Here is a 2599-nt window from a genome sequence, read left to right on the forward strand (position 1 = left end):
CAGGTGGCCCATCGAGGCCTCGAGCACGTCGCGCGTGATCCGGACGTTGCGGATCGACTGGCGCTTGACCTGGACCTTGTAGTCCTCGAGCGGGACGGGCATCGCGCCGTAGTATTCCGACTGCGACAGCGCGTCGAGCGCGCGCGCCTTGCCGCTGTCGGTGAGCTGGTAGCCCATCTCGTTGCCGGAGGTGGCGTGCAGCGTGCCGGTCGCCTGCATCAGACCCATCTCGCGGAGCATGTCGATCAGCTCCTGCGCCAGCGGCGTCGGCAGGCAGACGGCGGCGGCGATGTCCGAGGCATTCTCGACGTTCTTGCGGAAGACCGTCTTCAGCATGATGTCGCGCATCATGACGACGGTGAGGCCCGTGTCCTTCAGCTTCCGCAGCGGCGGCGGCGCGAAGCTTTCGGGAAGTCCGGCTTGGGTGTTCATGGCGGTTTCGATCCCCGTTCGTGGAGCAGGGGGAACCTGTCCGCCGAATGGGGCGAATTCACGGCGGGGTCGCGGAGATTCCCCGGCTCCGCCGCGCGGTCCGCAGAAGCCTCGGAAACCTCAGAAACCCGAGGAGAAGCCCATCGCCAGGTAGATCACCAGCGCGCCCGCCAGCGCCACGCCCATCGGGAAGAGCTTGCCCGCCTCCCACGAGGCCCATTCCGCCGTGGCCCGGCGTACCGCCGGAACCCGGCCCGCGCCGCGGTGCGTGATCCACGCGGCGATCAGCACCATGGAGAAGAGCATCAGGAAGAACAGGTAGTCGCCCGGCGCGATGAAGGGCGCCATGGCGGCCGCGAACTTGCTGTCGCCCGCCCCGGCGAGGCCGAGCGAGGTGATGATGAAGCCCGCGATCAGCACCACGACCAGTTGCAGGAGACGGAAGCCGTAGTCGCCGAGCGGCATCACCATGAGGCCCGCGCCGAGGAACACCGCGAGCAGCGCGAGCACCGCGACGTTCGGGATGCGCATCTCGCGCAGGTCGGTCAGCGCGACCCAGACGCAGATCGGCAGCGCGAGAGGCAGGAACCACAGGGCCTCGGTGAAGGTAAGCGACAACGGCATGGGAATCAGACCTCCGAATCCAGGGCGCGGAGCGCGCGCACCGCCGCCTCGAAATGCTGGGGATGGGCGTCGATGGCTTCGGACAGCAGGTTGCGCCCGGTCGACACGTCGCCCTGCCGGATCGCCGCGAGCGCGGCGGTGTGCAGGAGCTGCGCACGCTCGATCTGCGTCATGCGCACGAGCGGAAGCTGGTAGTTCCCCTGCGCCGCCCGCGCGAGCACGAGGTTGTTCTTGGCTGTGAAGAGGTCGGGGTCGTAGGAGATGGCCTCGAGGAACAGCTCCTCGGCGCCCGAATGGTCGCCACGCGTCAGCCGCGAGAAGCCCCAGTTGTTCAGGACCCCCGCGGGCCGCGTCGTCAGGCCCGCCGCCGTCTCGTAGAAGCTCTCGGCGCGGTTCCACTCGCGGTTCGAATCCGCCACCATCGCCTCGAGCCGGTAGCGCTCGAAGGTCTCGAGCGTCGGCGGGATCAGGTCGAGCTGCGCCTCCGCCGCATCCCAGTCGCCGTTGCGGATCAGCGCGTCGGCGTAGTCCAGGCGATCCTGGTGGGTCGACTGCGGATCGGCGACGATGCCTTCCCAGATGGGCAAGGCCTCGGTGGCGCGGCCGGCGCGCACGAGGCTCGCGGCCAGGCCGCGCTGGAGGTCGATGCGGCCCGGCTGCTCCTCGACGGAGCGGCGGAAGTAGGCCACGGCCTCGTCGGGGGAGGCGGCGTTCAGCATCACCTCGTTGAGGTTCGTGGCGTCGATGACGTTGAGGGGGTCGAGAGCGCGGTCGACGTCGGGACGGGTGCCCTGACCGCAGGCGGCGAGGGCGGCAACGGCCGCAAGCGCCGGAAGACTCCGGAAAACACGGGACATTTTCTGCCTCATCTCTGCTCGTCCGTCTTCATACCTGCCGCGCGAGGAGCTCGTAGACGCCGGGCCCGCGACGGATCAGGTCGAAACGGAATTCGTTATTGTCGTCAACATATACGGAATCCTCCTGCCGCGCGATAGCCAGCCGCAGGTTCTCGCGGATCGCGTCCGTTCGGCCACTGTCGATGGCGAACGCGGTCTGGAAGACCAGCCTCGCCTCGCCGTATTCGCCCTGTTCCATCAGCACCACCCCGAGATTGTTGAGCGCCGGCACGAATTCCCCGTCCTCCTCGAGCGCCTGGCGCAGAAGCGCCTCGGCCTGCCCGATCCTCCCGAGCCGGAGGTTCGCCGAGCCGAGCGCCGACAGGACATCGACGTTCAGCCCGAGCTGGCCCGCGGCGCGATAGTAGGCCCGCAGAGCCAGCTCGTACTCGCCCGCGTCCATGAGGCGATGACCGACGATCAGCCCGTCCACCGAGGCCGCGTCCGTATCGAGGCCCGGCGCCACCGGGTCGGTCAGGCCGAGCGGGCCCTGCGGCGTGCAGGCCCCCGCAAGGACGAGGGCGGCGAGCAACAGCGCGGAACGGGAGACGGCGGGCGCGTGCCTCATGGCGCGGACATTCCCCTCGGGGTGGCTGCTCGGGCGGGGCCGGTTGGTCCGGCCCTCGCGCGTCGGGGTGCTTCGCCGC

General features: G+C 69.4%; 3 protein-coding genes and 1 pseudogene. All 4 read right to left on the reverse strand.

Annotated elements, in window-relative coordinates:
- Nucleotides 1-432, reverse strand: a pseudogene (locus tag ACTS11_RS03845) (ATPase); the annotation flags it as partial.
- Between the two features lie 120 nt (nucleotides 433-552).
- Complete coding sequence (locus tag ACTS11_RS03850; RefSeq protein WP_442639023.1) at nucleotides 553-1056, reverse strand: prepilin peptidase; 504 nt, start codon at nucleotides 1054-1056, stop codon at nucleotides 553-555.
- Between the two features lie 5 nt (nucleotides 1057-1061).
- Complete coding sequence (locus ACTS11_RS03855) at nucleotides 1062-1913, reverse strand: tetratricopeptide repeat protein (RefSeq protein ID WP_442639024.1); 852 nt, start codon at nucleotides 1911-1913, stop codon at nucleotides 1062-1064.
- Between the two features lie 28 nt (nucleotides 1914-1941).
- Entirely contained in the window at nucleotides 1942-2520 is a 579-nt protein-coding gene (locus ACTS11_RS03860) for a tetratricopeptide repeat protein (RefSeq protein ID WP_442639025.1), read from the reverse strand.
- Nucleotides 2521-2599 lie beyond the last annotated feature (79 nt).

The organism is Roseicyclus sp., assembly GCF_052168335.1.
Taxonomy (GTDB): domain Bacteria; phylum Pseudomonadota; class Alphaproteobacteria; order Rhodobacterales; family Rhodobacteraceae; genus Roseibacterium.

Excerpts from the sequence above, each read along its gene's own strand:
- ACTS11_RS03850 (WP_442639023.1), bottom strand. The coding sequence starts at position 1,056 with ATGCCGTTGTCGCTTACCTTCACCGAGGCCCTGTGGTTCCTGCCTCTC.
- ACTS11_RS03860 (WP_442639025.1), bottom strand. The coding sequence starts at position 2,520 with ATGAGGCACGCGCCCGCCGTCTCCCGTTCCGCGCTGTTGCTCGCCGCC.
- ACTS11_RS03855 (WP_442639024.1), bottom strand. The coding sequence starts at position 1,913 with ATGTCCCGTGTTTTCCGGAGTCTTCCGGCGCTTGCGGCCGTTGCCGCC.